The 14,245-nt window shown below is 74.9% G+C and carries 9 protein-coding genes; 3 read left to right on the top strand and 6 right to left on the bottom strand.

Annotated features, from left to right (window positions below):
- Positions 1–3 precede the first annotated feature (3 nt).
- Positions 4–1,239 (bottom strand): cytochrome P450, encoded by a 1,236-nt coding sequence (locus tag ABZ721_RS30365; RefSeq protein ID WP_358791960.1) that lies wholly within the window; start codon positions 1,237–1,239, stop codon positions 4–6.
- 249 nt (positions 1,240–1,488) lie between these two features.
- Positions 1,489–1,650 (bottom strand): hypothetical protein, encoded by a 162-nt coding sequence (locus tag ABZ721_RS30360; protein ID WP_164292920.1) that lies wholly within the window; start codon positions 1,648–1,650, stop codon positions 1,489–1,491.
- Positions 1,651–1,931: 281 nt separating this feature from the next.
- Here ABZ721_RS30360 and ABZ721_RS30355 point away from each other — a divergent pair, with 281 nt between their 5' ends.
- Together ABZ721_RS30355 and ABZ721_RS30350 are read left to right on the top strand one after the other, a co-directional pair.
- Positions 1,932–2,903, top strand: coding sequence for an ABC transporter ATP-binding protein (locus tag ABZ721_RS30355; RefSeq protein WP_358791959.1), 972 nt, complete (start codon positions 1,932–1,934; stop codon positions 2,901–2,903).
- Positions 2,900–3,709: an ABC transporter permease gene (locus ABZ721_RS30350; protein ID WP_358791958.1), complete on the top strand. Its 810-nt coding sequence runs from the start codon at positions 2,900–2,902 to the stop codon at positions 3,707–3,709. Before ABZ721_RS30355 ends, ABZ721_RS30350 begins: the two co-directional genes overlap by 4 nt.
- Before the next feature lie 23 nt (positions 3,710–3,732).
- Here the strand turns inward: ABZ721_RS30350 and ABZ721_RS30345 are convergent, their stop codons facing one another.
- The 4 genes from ABZ721_RS30345 to ABZ721_RS30330 all read right to left on the bottom strand — a co-directional run bounded on the left by ABZ721_RS30345 (position 3,733) and on the right by ABZ721_RS30330 (position 12,518).
- Complete coding sequence (locus ABZ721_RS30345; protein ID WP_358791957.1) at positions 3,733–4,737, bottom strand: alpha/beta hydrolase family protein; 1,005 nt, start codon at positions 4,735–4,737, stop codon at positions 3,733–3,735.
- Positions 4,737–9,086: a beta-ketoacyl synthase N-terminal-like domain-containing protein gene (locus ABZ721_RS30340; RefSeq protein WP_358791956.1), complete on the bottom strand. Its 4,350-nt coding sequence runs from the start codon at positions 9,084–9,086 to the stop codon at positions 4,737–4,739. Before ABZ721_RS30340 ends, ABZ721_RS30345 begins: the two co-directional genes overlap by 1 nt.
- Entirely contained in the window at positions 9,079–10,884 is a 1,806-nt protein-coding gene (locus ABZ721_RS30335) for a fatty acyl-AMP ligase (protein ID WP_358791955.1), read from the bottom strand. The genes ABZ721_RS30340 and ABZ721_RS30335 overlap by 8 nt, the downstream gene beginning before the upstream one ends.
- 86 nt (positions 10,885–10,970) lie before the next feature.
- Complete coding sequence (locus ABZ721_RS30330; RefSeq protein WP_358791954.1) at positions 10,971–12,518, bottom strand: acyl-CoA carboxylase subunit beta; 1,548 nt, start codon at positions 12,516–12,518, stop codon at positions 10,971–10,973.
- A gap of 226 nt (positions 12,519–12,744) precedes the next feature.
- Here ABZ721_RS30330 and ABZ721_RS30325 point away from each other — a divergent pair, with 226 nt between their 5' ends.
- Entirely contained in the window at positions 12,745–14,205 is a 1,461-nt protein-coding gene (locus tag ABZ721_RS30325) for an MFS transporter (RefSeq protein ID WP_358791953.1), read from the top strand.
- Positions 14,206–14,245: the final 40 nt, after the last annotated feature.

The raw sequence follows: 14,245 nt of genomic DNA, 5'->3' as shown, positions 1-14,245 counted from the left end.
CCGTCACACCCCCGCGCCGAGGGCGGTGAGCTGCCGGGCCTCGACGGGCAGTTCGCGCAGCCCGCCGAAGACGAACTGCTCGCTCCACCGGGCGGTGTCCTCGTCGAGCGGGGTGCTCAGTTCCCGCTCGGCGCCCGCCGCGGCGAGCAGGGCCAGGACCGTTCCGCCGGCCATCAGCGACAGCGGAGCGCCCAGGCAGTGGTGCGGCCCGTGTCCGAAGGCCAGGTGTCGGCGCTCCGCCCGGGCCGGGTCGAATCGGTCGGGGTCGGGGAAGCGGCGCGGATCGCGGTTGGCCGCCGCGTACAGCAGCAGTACCACCCGTCCTGCGGGCAGCAGGGTGTCCCCGACCCGGACGTCCCCGCCGAGGCCGCGGGCGCTGGCCCGGACCGGGCTGCCCAGCCGCTGGCACTCGTCGAAGACGGCCTCGGCGGTGTGCGGCGCGGCGCGGATCCCGGCGGCGAGCTCGGGGTTGCGCAGCAGTTGCCAGGCGGCGACCGCGAGACCGGAGGTGAGGGTCTCGAGCCCGTTGGCGAAGAGCATGACGACGAAGGCGAGCAGGTCCTCGTCGTCCAGCCGGCCCGCGTCCCTGGCCTGGACGAGGCGGCTGATGAGGTCGTTGCCGGGGCGCGCCGCGCGGGCCGCGCACAGCTCCTCGACCCACGCGCGGAACCCCTCGAACTCGGCGTCGAGCGCGGCGGTCCGCTCCGCTCCGGCGAAGGGGTCGAGGAGGGAGCGGGCGACGAGTCCGGCCCAGCCGGTCACCCGCTCGCGCTCCTGCGGCGGCACGTCGAGGATCGCGCAGGAGACCGCGACCGGCAGCGGTACGGCCAGGTCGGCGACCAGGTCGAAGGAGCCGGCCGCCAGCAGGGGCGCGAGCAGTTCCTCGGTGGTGGTCTCGATCCTGGCGCGGATCTCGGCGAGCCGGCGGGCGCTGAACGCGGCGGTGGCGAGCCGCTTGAGCCGGGTGTGGTCGGCGCCGTCCCGCATCGGCAGCGTGCGGGCGAGTACCTGGGCCAGTGCGGAGGAGCCGGGGCGGTCGAGCCCGATCGCGGCGGGGTCCACCGCGGTTCCGGGGTGCATGAGGACGGTGACGATCTCCTCGTAGCCGGAGATGACGTGCACGCGTCCCAGGTCGAGTACCGGGGCCTCGGTCAGCAGCCGCCGGTAGAGCCCGGCGGGGTCGCGTCGCGCGGCCGGGTCCTGGATGAACCGCGTGAGCTGGTGGCGGAGGCCTTCCATGCCCGGTTCTCCTTGTCGGTCCGTGGGTCGGGGAGTGCTTGGGTCGGGAGGTTCTTGGCTGGGGGTTCTTGTCCGGCGGGTTCTTGGCCGGGCGGAAGAGGGGCGCCCCGGTGGGACCGTGTGGGTCCCACCGAGGCGCGGATTCCCGCGGCCGTGGCGGGCCGGCGGAGCGGTGACGCCCGCCGGCCCGGCCTCAGTCGGCCGCTACTGCGTCAGGCTCGGAGGCCTTGCCAACCGGTGACCGTGAGGTCAGTTGGAGACCGAGCTGAAGGACGAGACCGGGCAGGCCGCCGAGAGCAGCGAGCTGACGCTGATGCCGCCGGAGACGGTGTCCAGCTCCTCGACCTCGATGTCGAACTGCTCGGTCTCGGCGACAGCGGCGGTCTCGGTGATGTCCTTGTTGTCAGCCATGGCCGACTCCTCTCGATGCACGGCGCCGAACCCGGGTGGGCCGGTCCGCCGTTTCCCTCGTCCCCTTCGGCTTCCGGTTTTCCCGGCCGCTTCCGGCGATGAGAGAAATATGCATCAGGGGGCCGCCGGCACATCAGTGGAGAATGTCAGGAACACCGCCTGCAAAATGTCATACCGCTTTCTTATGACGTTTTACATGGTCACCAAACCTGCAGCTCAGAGGAGTTCGGAGAACGTAGGGCCCCTTGCGGAGCCTCTCCCTTTCCGCGCACCATGTGCCTATGAAAGAAATTCCTGAAGTCATAGAAGTCGCGGAATTGCGGCAGTCCTACGGGGATTACGAGGCGGTACGCGGAGTCTCCTTCACCGTCCGCCGCGGAGAGCTGTTCGCGCTGCTCGGGACCAACGGCGCCGGCAAGACCACGACCCTCGAGGTGGTCGAGGGCTACCGGCCCCCCACCTCGGGTTCCGTACGGGTGCTGGGCCTGGATCCCTACGCGGACGGGCCCGCGCTGCGCCGCAGGACCGGGGTGATGCTCCAGGAGGGCGGGTTCTTCCAGGAGTTGACCGTCCGGGAGACGGTCGACGCCTGGCGCCGCTTCACCGGGCGGGCCCGCGCCACCGCCGACGTCCTCGGGCAGGTGCGGCTCGACGCCAAGGCGGGCACCCGCGTCGGCCAGCTCTCGGGCGGCGAGCGCCGCCGGCTGGACCTCGCGCTCGCCGTGCTCAACGACCCCGAACTGCTCTTCCTCGACGAGCCCACCACGGGCATGGACCCCGAGGCGCGCCGCACCACCTGGCAGCTCGTCAGGGACCTGCGCGCGGCCGGCACCACCGTGGTGCTGACCACGCACTACCTGGAGGAGGCCCAGCAGCTGGCCGACCGCGTCGCCATCATGGACGCGGGCCGCGTCACGGCCGCCGGCACCGTCGCCGAGGTGCTGTCCGGGCAGCGCAGCCGCATCACCTTCCCGCTGCCGCCCGGCACCGCCGCCGCCGACCTGCCGGGCCTTCCCGGCGCCGACCTGGCCGTCCGGGGTGCCGCGGTCTCCTACGCGGTGGCGCGGACGGCGCCCGCGCTGGCCGCGCTGCACGCGTGGGCCGGCGCGCGCGGTGTCGAACTCGACGGCATCGAGGTGCGGCAGGCCTCGCTGGAGGACGTCTTCCTCGCCCTGGCGGCCGGCGGACCGGACGCTGCTTGCGGCCACGGCGCCGTCCGGCCCGCGGCCCGCGGCAAGGCGGTGGCCCGATGACCTGGACCCGCTACGCCCACGGCCAGCTCCTGCTGTCCTGGAAGGTGTTCTGGCGCAACCGCCGCTCCACCTTCATCGGCTTCCTGCTCCCCGTCCTGCTGGACCTGTTCGTCGCGGCCCCGCTGCGCGACAAGGAGATCGGCGGGGTCGGCGCGGCCGGCTACGTCACCGTCGGCTTCATCGGGCTGGCGCTCGTCACGTCCTTCGTCAACCTCCTCAACCAGGTCGTCGCACGCCGCGACGACCTGGTGCTCAAGCGGCTGCGCGGTACGGAGGTGCCGCCCAGCGCCGTCTTCGCCGGGCAGATCGGCGCGAGCGGCATCGTCGTCCTGCTGCAGACCGCGGTGCTGGGCGCGCTCGCCGTCGGGCTGTTCCACGCGCCGCTGCCCGCCGACCCGGCGCTGCTGCTGCTCGCGCTGGCCGCGGGCTACCTGCTCTTCGCCCTGCTCGCCGTGGCGCTGTCCGGGGTGACGCCGAGCGCCGAGACGTCGCCGCTGGTGGCGACGCCGGTCCTCATGCTGTGCATGTTCGGCGCGGGCGTCGCCACCCCGCTGTCCTCGCTCCCGTCCTGGCTGCAGGGGCCGGCGCACGTCCTGCCGCTGACCCCGGTGGTGCAGGCGCTGCGCACCGCCTGGTTCGGCCGGACCTTCGGGCACGAGAGCTGGAACGGCGGTCCGCTGGCCGATCTCTCCTTCCTGCACACCTGGCAGTCCGCCGGTCCCGCCCTGCTGGTCACCGCCCTGTGGACGGCCGGGGTGCTGCTGGCCGCCCGCCGCCTGTTCCGCTGGGAGCCGCGACGCGCCTGAAACCCGCGCTCAGCACACCGCGTTCACAGTCCCAGCGCCTGCGACAGGAGCGGCCAGGACGTCTTGTACTCGTTGCGCCAGTAGGTCCAGCTGTGCGTGCCACCGAGGTAGAAGTGGGTCTGCGCGGGGATGCCGAGCTGCTTGAGGCGGGCGGCGAAGGCCTGCGAGGCCGGCCACAGGGTGGTCTCCAGGGCCTCGGCGCTCAGCTCACCGTTGCCGCCGACGACGCCGGTGCCGGAGGAGAGGTAGAGGCTGGTGCCGGTCAGCTTCGAGGCAAGGGCGTACGGGTTCTGCGCGTTCCACAGCGGGCTCTGGAAGATCGGCGAACCCCACAGCGCCCACGGCAGCAGGCCCTCGCGGCTCACGATGAGCTGCACGACGACCGGCATCCCGGGCAGCGTCGTGTGCAGGACACCGCTGTACGAGGCCGCCGCCCTGAACGTTCCGGCGTGCCGGGCGGCGAACGCGACCGCGCCCCAGCCGCCGGTGGACACCCCGCCGATGGCCCGTGCCGCGCCGGCCCGGTAGTTCTGCTGCAGCAGTTGGACCAGCTCCGTGACCTGGAAGGTCTCGTAGTCCGGTTTGTTGGAGCCGAAGTTCCACCAGGTGCTGGGGATGCCGGTGGGGCCCGACGACGGCATGGCGACGATGAGTTGCTTGTCCGCGGTGAACTGCTCGATGTCGGTCTCGCGGGTCCAGGAGGTGTAGTCGTCGTGCGCGCCCTGGAGCAGGTACAGCACCGGCCAGGTACGGGTGGCCTGGGCCGACCAGCCGGTGGGCAGCAGCAGCCGGGTCGCCACGGTGCCGCCGACCGCCGGGGAGTTGATCTGCAGGTCGACGGTCCGGGCGTCGAGCCAGGTCTCGGAGACGATGGAGGCGCCGTCCAGGGCGGTGCGGGCCGGGGCCGCCGCCGGGGCGGCGGCGGGGGCCGGGGCGGCGGGGCCGATGGTCAGGGCGGCGGTCGCCGCGAGGACGGCCGCCGCGGTGACGGCGGCGCGGGAGGCAAGGCGACGGCGCGGTGTGTGCATCAGTTCCCTCTTGTCGTGTCCGGTGTGAGGTCGCGGGTGAGCAGCGCGGCGAGGTCGTCGACCGCGGGCGGGTCGAGCAGCGAGAGGTGGTCCCCCTCGACGGGTGTGACGGACAGGTCCGCGCAGGACCCGTCCCAGCCGAGCGCCTCGTCGGTGCGCGTGTAGCGGGCGTCCTGGACGGTGTGCGGCGCGCTGCGCGTGGCCCGGTAGAGCAGCGTGCGGCCGGCGTACGGGAGCGGGGTGTGCCGCTCGCCGCTGCGCAGGTCCAGGTAGGAGGTGCGCTGGTGTTCCAGCACGGCGGCGGGCAGGTCCGCCGCCTGCTCCAGCGCCTTGACCACCAGCTCGATCTGCCCGGCGTCGTCGAGCGCGGCCAGCTCGTCGTACGGCAGCGGCAGCGGGCTGCCGTAGGTGCGCTCGACGTACGCGGCGAAGTCCGCGAACCGGCGCCGGGCCTCCTCGATCGGCGGCAGTTCGGGGACCGGCAGCGGCAGCACGCTGTCGATCAGGACCAGCGCGGGCACGCTCCCGTCGGCGGCCAGCAGCCGCGCCGTCTCCTGGGCCACCACCCCGCCGTAGGACCAGCCGCCGAGCAGCCACGGCCCCCGCGGGCGGACCTCGCGGACGAGCCGCGCGTAGGCCGCCGCCCGCTCGGGCACCGCGTCCGGGCCGGGCAGCCGCTCCAGCCCGTAGCAGGGCTGGTCGTCGCCGAGCCGCCGGACGAGGGCGCGGTAGACGGCGGTGGAGCCGCCCGCGGGGTGGATCAGGAACAGCGGGGGGCGGCCGCCGCCCTCCCGCAGGACGCGCAGCGGACCGCTGACGGGGGCCTCCAGCCGCGGGCGCAGCAGCCCGGCGATGCCCGCGACGGTGGCCGGGCCCGCCAGCAGCTCCGCCGCCGGCACCTGCCACCCGGCACGCTCGGACACTTCCCGGGCCAGCAGGTCCAGTTGCCGCTCCGGCAGTTCCCGCAGGCCGAGGTCGTCCTCGGCGCCGGGCGGGGGGCCGCCCGCGACGTGCTGCCAGGCCCCGGCGACCAGTCGCTCGGCGGCGTCCCGGGGCAGCACCCCGGTGGGGCCGTCCGCGAACGGCGGCCCGGCCTCGTCCGGCGCCTCCAGCCACGCGGCGAGCGCGGCGACGGTGCCGCCCCGCAGCAGCAGCCGCGGTTCGACGACGGTGCCGAAGTCCCGGGCGACGGCGGCCAGGATGCGGGTGGCCATCAGGGAGTCGAGGCCGAGTTCGGTCAGCGGTGTCGCCGGGTCGATGTGCTCCGGCGCGTACCCCATGACCTGCGCGACGTGCTCCCGCAGCCGGTCGAGGACGGTCCTGGGGCCGGCCGCCGGTGCTACGGGTTCGGGGAGGGATTCGGGTGCGGTGTCGGCTTCGGGTACGGGTCCGGCTCCGGGTGCCTGCCGCCGTGCCGCGAGACGCCCCTTCACCCAGTAGGGGCGGTGCCGCCAGCCGGCGCTGGGCACGTCCACGATCCGCCCGCCGCCGTGCAGGGCGTCGGCGTCGACCGCCACCCCGCGGACCAGCTGCCCCGCCAGGGCGTGCCGGAAGGCGAACGCGTCGTCGGCGTTGCGGCGCAGCGTCGCGAACGAGGTGGCGTCCGCCGCGTCCGAGGCGCGCAGCGTCTCGGCGAGCGGGTGCAGTTGCGTCGGGTGCGGGGAGACCTCGACGAACAGCCGGTGCCCGTCCGCCGCCGCGGCGGCGACCGCCTGCGCGAAGCGCACGGGTCGGCGCAGCCCCGCCACCCAGTACCCGGTGTCGAAGGCGGGCACCTCGCGGGGCGAGTCCAGGACCGTGCCGTAGAAGGGGACGCGCGGCCGGGCGTGCCGTACCGCGCCGAGCTGTTCGGCCATCGGGCCGAGCAGCGGCTCGACCTGCGGGGAGTGCCCGGCGGCCGCGACCCCCAGCGACCGGGCGAGGCCGCCCTCCCGCTCCACCTGGGCGATCAGGGCGCCGATGTCGTCCGCCGTGCCGGTCACGACGCTCTGGCCGGGCGACGAGTGGACGGCGACCTGCAGGCTGGGCCACGTCACGGCGTGCGCCCGGATCTGCGCGGCGGAGCGGTCCACCACGGCCATCGCCCCGCCCGACAGGCCGTCGAGCAGCCGGGAGCGGATCGCGATGACGCGGGCCCCGCTCTCGGTGTCCAGCGCGCCCGCGACCACGGCCGCGGCGACCTCGCCCATGGAGTGGCCGATGACGGCCGCCGGTTCGATCCCGTACGCGCGCCAGAGCCCGGCCAGGGCCACCTGCAGCGCGTACAGCACAGGCTGGACGACCGAGGGCGACGCCAGCTCCGCGCCAGGCTCCAGCAGTGCGCGCAGCGACAGGCCCGCGTGCTCGGCCAGCAGCGGCTCCAGTACGTCGACGGCCTCGGCGAACGCGGGCTCCGCCGCCAGCAGCCGGCGCGCCATGCCCGGCCACTGGGAGCCGTAGCCGGAGAACACCCAGACGGGCCGGGCGGTCTCGGTGGCCGGGCCGCCCGTGACGACCGCCGGATGGGGCCGGCCCGCGGCGAGGCACGCGAACGCCTGCGCGGCGTCCTCGCGGCTGCCCGCGACCACCGCCGCCCGGTACCGGCCGCGGCCGGTGCGGCCGTGCAGCGTGCGGGCCACGTCCTCCATCGCGGTCCCCCGGGCCGCGGGCGACGCCAGCCAGTCGCCCAGCCCCGCCGCGTCCTCGCGCAGCCGGGCGGCGGACAGCGCGTCCAGGACGGTGATCGACGGCGCTCCCCCGGACGCCGGCGCCCGCCGGTGCGGCGCGGGACGGTACTCCTCCAGCACGACGTGCGCGTTGGTGCCGCCGAACCCGAAGGCGGAGACGCCCGCGGTGGCCCGGCCCGAGTACCGCGGCCAGGGCTCGGCTGAGTCGACGACCCGCAGCCCCAGCGCGTCGAAGTCGATGAGCGGGTTGGGGGCGGTGTAGTTGCGGTGCGGCGGCAGTTCGTCGTGGTGCAGCGCCAGCACCGTCTTGACCAGCCCGGTGATCCCGGCCGCGGCCTCCAGGTGGCCGACGTTGGTCTTCGCCGAGCCGATGAGCAGCGGCTGGTCCGCTGCGCGGCCCCGCCCGAGCACGGCCCCCAGGGCGTGCGCCTCGATCGGGTCGCCGAGCGCGGTGCCGGTGCCGTGCGCCTCGACGTAGTCCAGTTCGGTGCCCTCGCCGGCGTGCGCCTGCTCCAGCAGGGCCCGCTGGGCCTCGGGGTTGGGGGCCAGCAGCCCGTTGGAGCGGCCGTCGGAGTTCACGGCCGTCGACCGGATGACGGCGAGGACGCGGTTCCCGTCCCGCTCCGCGTCGGCCAGCCGCCGCAGGACGACGACCGCGCACCCCTCGCCGCGCACCATGCCGTCGGCCGCGGCGTCGAAGGTCTTGCAGCGCCCGTCGGGTGCGAGCGCGCCCGCCCGCTGGAAGGCCAGCGTCAGCGCGGGCGACAGCAGCAGGTTCACGCCGCCGGCCAGCGCCGTGTCGGTCTCGCCGCACGCCAGGCTGCGCACGGCGTGGTGCACCGCGACCAGCGACGAGGAGCAGGCGGTGTCGACGGCGAGGCTGGGGCCGCGCAGGTCCAGCGCGTACGAGAGGCGGTTGGCCGCGATGCTCAGGGCGGCGCCCGGCGGGGTCCACGCGTCGACCGCGTCCAGGTCGGCGGTGGTGAGCTGGGCGTACTCGTTGCCGCTGATCCCGATGAACACCCCGGTACTGCTCCCGGCCAGGGCGGGCGCGGGGAGGGCGGCGTGGTCCAGGCTCTCCCGGGCGACCTCCAGCAGCAGGCGCTGCTGGGGGTCCATGAGGGTGGCCTCGTGCGGGGAGATGCCGAAGAACTCGGCGTCGAACCCGGCCACGTCGGGCAGGAAGGCGCCGTGGCGGCTGATGCCCTCGGGCGGCGCGCCGTCGGGGAGGAAGGGCGCCCAGCGTCCGTCGGGCAGCGTGCCGACCGCGGCGCCGCCCGTGCTGAGCAGGTCCCAGAACCCGGCCGCGGAGGTGATGCCGCCCGGGAGCCGGCAGCCGATGCCGATGACGGCGACCGCGTGCGGCCCGGCCTGCGGCGGCCGGTCCGGCGCAGGCCGGGGAGCGGGCGCCGCGGCGCCGGGCTCCCGCTCCGCGGCCTCGACGACGGCGAGCAGCCGGCCCAGTGTCGGCGCCTCCCACAGCAGGGTCGCGGGCAGGTGGACGGAGGTGAGGGCGCGCAGTTCCGCGGTGAGCGCGACCGCGTCCCGCGAGGTGATGCCGAGTTCCGCGAACGGCCGGTCGTCGTCGATGTCGGCCGGATCGAGCCCGTACCACTGGGAGAGGCGCGAGACGATCGTGCGGCGCATCGCGGACTCCCCCACGCCGGCGGTGCCTTCACTCACCGGCCGCCGCCTCCTTCTCACGGGAACCCGCGCTGGAACCCTCGTGGGGACCTTCGTACGCGCCCTCGTGGGCGCCCTCGTACGCGCCCGCCAGGTACCGCTCGCGGCACGCGGAGCGGGACACCTTGCCGCTGGAGGTGCGCGGCACCGCGCCGGGCGGGACGAGGAGCAGCCGGGCCAGCCGTACGCCGTGCCGGGCGGAGATCCGGGCGCGGGCGGCCCGTTCCGCCGCCGCGCCCACCTCCGCGGTGACGTCGAGGTCGCGGACGTGCTCGGCGACGGCGACCACCTCCTCCGGCCGGCCGTCGCCGCCGACGGTGAACAGGGCGAGCCGGTCGCGGCGCACGCAGTCCAGCGAGGACTGCACGGTCTCCTCCAGGTCCTGCGGGTAGTGGTTGCGGCCGTCCACGATCAGCAGGTCCTTCAGCCGTCCGGTGACCTGGAGCCGGCCCTCGTGCAGGGCCCCGAGGTCGCCGGTGCGCAGCCAGTCGCCCTCCTCGCCGGGGATGCGGGAGGCGAACGACGCCTGCGAGCGGCCGGTGCGCTTCCAGTAGCCCAGGCCGATGTTGGGGCCGCGCAGCCGGATCTCCCCGATCCGGTCCTCGGGCAGCACCAGCCCCGTCGCCGGGTCCGTGATGCGCAGCTCCTGCCCCACCGGCATGCCGCAGCCGACCAGCGCGGTGGCCAGGGCGTCGTCGTCCGCACACGGACGGAGCTCCCCCGCCGCGAGCGCCTCGCGGTCGCAGACCAGCGTCCGGGGCGGGTCGGCGGGCGGGTCGGCGGTGACGAAGACGGTGGCCTCGGCCAGCCCGTACGAAGGGCAGTGCGCCTCGGGCGGCAGCCCGGCGTGGCCGAAGGCGCGCTGGAACCGCTCGACGGTGCCCGGCCGGACCGGTTCGCTGCCGTTGATCATGACGTGTACGCGGTCCAGCCGCAGCGGCGCGGCCTGCTCCTGGTCGATGCGGGTGGCGCAGTAGTCGTAGGCGAAGTTGGGGGCGGCGCTGATGGTGCCCGGGTACGCACCGAGCAGCCGCAGCCAGCGCACCGGCCGCTCCAGGAAGGAGACCGGGTCCATGAGGACCGACGGCAGGCCCGCCAGGACGGGCGCGGCGACGCTCAGCACCAGGCCCATGTCGTGGAAGAGCGGCAGCCAGCCGACGCTGGTGTTGCCGTCCGCCGTCGCGTCGAACGCCGCGACGGCCTGCGCGGCGTTGGCGACGACGTTGCCGTGGCTGATCATCACCCCGGCGGGGACCCGGGTGGAGCCCGAGGTGTACTGGAGGTAGGCGATGTCGTCCGGTTCCGGGACCGGCAGCGGCCGGTCCGGGTCCGGCGGCTCGGTGTCGGCCGGCCGGTCGATGCGCAGCACCGGCACGTGCGGGATCCCGTGCTCGGCCGCGAAGGCCGCGATGACGGGGGCGGTCGCGCTGTCGGTCAGGACGCAGGACGGCTCGCAGTCGTCGAGCACGGCGGCGAGCCGGTCGGCGTGCCCCGGCAGGTCGGGGCTGAACAGCGGGACGGCGATCACCCCGGCGTACAGGCAGCCGAGGAAGGCCGCCACGTACCCCAGCCCCTGCGGCAGCATCAGCGCGGCCCGCTCGCCGGGCCCCACGTCGGCCCGCAGCCGCCGGGCGATCGTGCGGGCCTGCTCGTCGAGCCGCTTCCAGGTCAGGCTGCGGTGCCGGCCCGGTGAGTCCGGGGTGGGGAAGTCGACGAAGGTGAAGGCCCGCTGGGTGCCGCGCTCGGTGGACCAGCGGTGCAGCGACTCGGTCAGCGGGAGGGGGCGCGCGGGGGGCATGGCACTCCAGAGGGGTGGGGGGCGCGGGGGCCGCTGTCAGCGGGGACGGCGGTGGGGGATCCGCGGCGCCCGGGAACGGGTGGCGGTCACAGGGGGATGTTGCCGTGGTGGCGCTGCGGCACGGGCCGGTGCTTTCCGTGCAGCGCGCGCAGCCCCCGGGCGATCCGGCCGCGGGTCTCGTGCGGGAGGATGACGGCGTCGAGGTAGCCGCGCTCGGCGGCGAGGTACGGGGTGGCGTACTCGTTCTCGTACTCGGTGGTCAGCTGCTTGCGCAGCAGCTCCGGGTCCTCGGCTTCGCGCAGTTCCTTGCGGTGCAGCACGGCGACCGCGCCCTGGGCTCCCATGACGGCGATCTGCGCGGACGGCCACGCCAGGTTGAGGTCGGCGCCCAGGTGCTTGGACCCCATGACGGCGTACCCGCCGCCGTAGGCCTTGCGGACGACGACGGTGATGGCGGGGACGGTGGCCTCGGCGTACGCGTACAGCAGCTTGGCGCCCCGGCGGACGATGCCGCCGTGCTCCAGCCGGACGCCGGACAGGTACCCGGGGACGTCGACGAAGGACAGGATCGGGATGCCGAAGGCGTCGCAGAACCGCACGAACCTGGCGGCCTTCTCGGAGGCGTCGATGTCCAGGGCGCCGGCCGAGTGCAGCGGCTGGTTGGCGACGATGCCGACCGACGAGCCCTCGACACGGCCGAAGGCGCAGATGATGTTCGGCGCGAACAGCTCCTGCATCTCCAGCAGTTCGCCGTCGTCCACCACCCGCCGCACGATCTCCCGCATGTCGTAGGCGTGCCCCAGGTTGTCGGGGACGATCTCGTCGAGCTCCCGGTCCCGCGCGGTGATGCCGGGCTCGCACTCCTGCCGGTAGCGCGGTGGCGCCTCCTGGTTGTTGGCGGGCAGGTAGGAGAGCAGCCCGCGGACGAAGTCGAAGGCGTCCGCCTCGTCGTGGGCGAGGTAGTGGGCGGTGCCGCTGACGACGGAGCTGGTGCGGGCGCCGCCCAGTTCCTCGGCCGTGGTCTCCTCCCCCGTCACCGAGTGGATCACGTCGGGACCGGTGACGAACATGTGCGAGATGTCCTTCACCATGACGGTGAAGTCGGTGAGCGCCGGCGAGTACGCGGCGCCGCCCGCGCACGGGCCCAGGATCATGGACAGTTGGGGGATCACCCCGGAGACCATGACGTTGCGGTGGACGAGTTCCGCGTAGTGGGCGAGGGCGACGACCCCCTCCTGGATGCGCGCCCCGCCCGAGTCGTTGAGGCCGATGACCGGGCAGCCGACCTTCAGCGCGTGGTCCATGATCTTGAGGACCTTCTCGCCGAAGGCCTCGCCCATGCTGCCGCCGAACACGGTCGCGTCCTGGGCGAACACCGCGACCGGGCGGTCGTCGACGGTGCCGTGGCCGGTGACGACCCCGTCGCCGTCGGGACGTGAGGCGTCCATGCCGTACGCGGTGCAGCGGTGCCGCACGAAGGCGTCGGTCTCGGTGAAGGAGCCGGGGTCGAGCAGCAGGTCGATGCGCTCCCGCGCGGTGAGCCGGCCCCGGCTGTGCTGACGGGCCACGGCCGTTGGTGAGCCTCCTCGCAGAAGCTGGGCGCGACGGGACTCGAACTCGGCGAAGCGGGTCATACGCGGCTCTCCTTACCGGAGGGGGGATCCGGAATTCCGAGCGTCATGGGGGCATCAGGTTCCGCTTCCGGGTGGCGGGCCACTAGAGCGGGGCGTGACAGCCGCCCCGCCGCGTTCTGTCACTCCGATGACAAGGCCGCCGGCACGGGCGAAGGCTAAGGTCGGACGGCCCCGAGCAGACGGGCCGTCAGAATCGATGCTCCCCGCCCCCGGAAAGGAGCCGCCGGTGGACCGGGTCAGGACGCTGCCGATCATGCTGGGGATCGCGGTGACCGGGTTCATCACGACGCTCGACAACACCGTCGTCAACGTCGCCCTGCCCTCCGTGCAGCGCGCGTTGGGCCTGGACCTGCAGGATCTGGAGTGGGTGGGCACCAGTTACGTGCTGAGCTTCGGCGCCCTGCTGCTGGCCGGCGGCCGGCTCGCCGACCTGCTCTCCTGCCGCCCGGTGCTGGTCGCGGGGCTGACGGTGTTCACCGCGGCCTCGGTGGCCGGCGGCCTCGCGACGGACGGCGGCACGCTGATCCTGGCCAGGACCGTGCAGGGGGTCGGGGCCGCGCTCGTGATCCCCGCCACACTGGCGGTGATCACCGGCCATCTGCCCGCCGCACGCCGGGCGCTCGCGGTCGGACTGTGGACCGGGGCGCTGGCCGTCGCGCTGGCCCTGGGCCCGGTGCTCGGCGGGTTCCTCACCGAGCACTGGGGCTGGCGCTGGGTGTTCTTCCTGAACGTGCCCTTCGGCGTGCTGGGACTGCTGCTGGCCGGCGCCGTCCCGGCCGCCGTCCGCCGCCCGGGACCGTCGCCGCTGCGCCGGCTCGACGTGCCCGGCGTCGTGCTGTCGGCGGCAGCGCTGTACCTGCTGGCCTACGGGCTGCTGGAGGGCGGGGCGCACGGTTTCGCCCGGTGGCCGGTGCCGCAGTGCCTGTTCGCGGCGGCGCTGGCCGCCCGGCTGTTCGTCGCCCGGGAGGTCCGCGCGGCGGCGCCACTGCTCGACCTGGGCCTCTTCCGCGACCGGCTGCTCAGCGGCGGCACGGCCGCGCAGGTGCTCTGGGGCATCGGCGTCAACGGCGTGTTCTTCTTCACCACGCTCTACCTGCAGCAGGTGCTCGGCTTCTCCGCCACCAGGGCCGGGCTCGCCTTCCTGCCGCTGGCGCTCGCGCTGCTGGCGCTGACGCCGTTCGCGGAGCGGCTCTGCGCGCGCTGGGGCGCGCACCGGGTGATCGCGGCCGGGCTGGTGCTGGTGGCGTGGGGTCTGGTGCAGGTGTCGATGACGGGTCTGCGCACCAGCTATCTCGGTCTGCAGCCGGGCCTGCTGCTGATCGGCGTGGGCTCCGCGCTCACCACGCCGCTGACCATCCGCTCCCTGGCCGCGGTGCCGCCCTCCCGCAACGGCATGGCGTCCGGGGTGGTCAGCGCGGCCCGGGAGATCTCCGGGGTCTTCGGCATCGCGCTGGTCGGCGTCGTCCTGACGCACACCCGGCGAGCGGAACTGGCCGCCGGCTCCGATCCGCGGACCGCGTTCCTCGACGGCTACGCGGCCGGGCTGCGCCTGGCCGCCGGCTGCGTGCTGGGGGGCGCCCTGGTGACGTTCTGGGCGCTGCGCCACCGGGCCGGGGCCGCGCGGCGCCACCGGGCCGGGGCCGCGCGGCGCCACCGCCGCACAGGGCGCTCGTTGTCACACAAGTGACAATCGGCCACTGTCTGATACTCCGTCAGGCACCGTGGCG

It is taken from the genome of Streptomyces sp. NPDC006733 (assembly GCF_040636125.1).
Lineage (GTDB): Bacteria > Actinomycetota > Actinomycetes > Streptomycetales > Streptomycetaceae > Actinacidiphila.
The sequence above is the reverse complement of the archived record's forward strand: the minus strand, read 5'-3'. Positions and strand labels throughout refer to the sequence as shown.